At 43.2% G+C, this 699-nt stretch carries 1 protein-coding gene; it reads left to right on the forward strand.

Translation table 11 applies throughout. The features are described 5' to 3' along the window. Positions 1–696: glycerophosphodiester phosphodiesterase (locus tag ACRRU2_RS28580; RefSeq protein ID WP_432506837.1), on the forward strand; the 696-nt coding region annotated here is incomplete at its 5' end. Between the last annotated feature and the right edge of the window lie 3 nt (positions 697–699).

Raw genomic sequence — 699 nt, forward strand, 5'->3', positions numbered from 1 at the left:
GGTGCCTCGGCGGAGGCTCCTGAAAATTCATTAGCAGCATTTATGCTGGGTGTTATGCAGGAATGCGATATGATCGAGCTGGACGTTCATCTTACGAAGGACAAGCAGGTCGTCGTTATTCATGACCATACTTTAGAACGCACGACTAATGGTGTTGGTGAAATTGCTAATCTGAATTATGAAGATATTAAAGGTTATGATTGCGGCAAGTGGTTTAGCGATCAGTATGCTGGAGAATATGTTCCTTTGCTTGAAGAAGTGTTGACGAAGGTGCCAGCAAATGTACAGTTTAATGTAGAAATAAAAGCCGCTGAAACACCAGGCATGGTAAGCTGCTTAATTGATGTTTTAAGAAAAACGGACCGCATCGGAAGCACAGTCGTATCTTCGTTCCACTTTGGCTGCTTGGCGGAGTTGAAAAAACAATTGCCTGAAATCCGCATTGGCTTGCTTTATCATCCTGAGGTTGCGGATTTCAAAAAGTTTGAGGAGGAATCGGGAGTCGAGGTGTTTTCACTCCATCCGCACTTCCCGCTTGTAACGGCATCCTATATGGACATTGCAAATGCCGCTGGCAAAACCGTTTATCCTTGGACAGTTGATGGGGAAGCCGACTTGAGAAAACTCATTGATTTGGGAGTAGCGGGTATTATAACAAATAAGCCAGGTTTTTTAAGAATGATACTGGATAAATAATTA

This window comes from Paenibacillus sp. GXUN7292 (assembly GCF_050864975.1).
Classification (GTDB): domain Bacteria; phylum Bacillota; class Bacilli; order Paenibacillales; family Paenibacillaceae; genus Pristimantibacillus.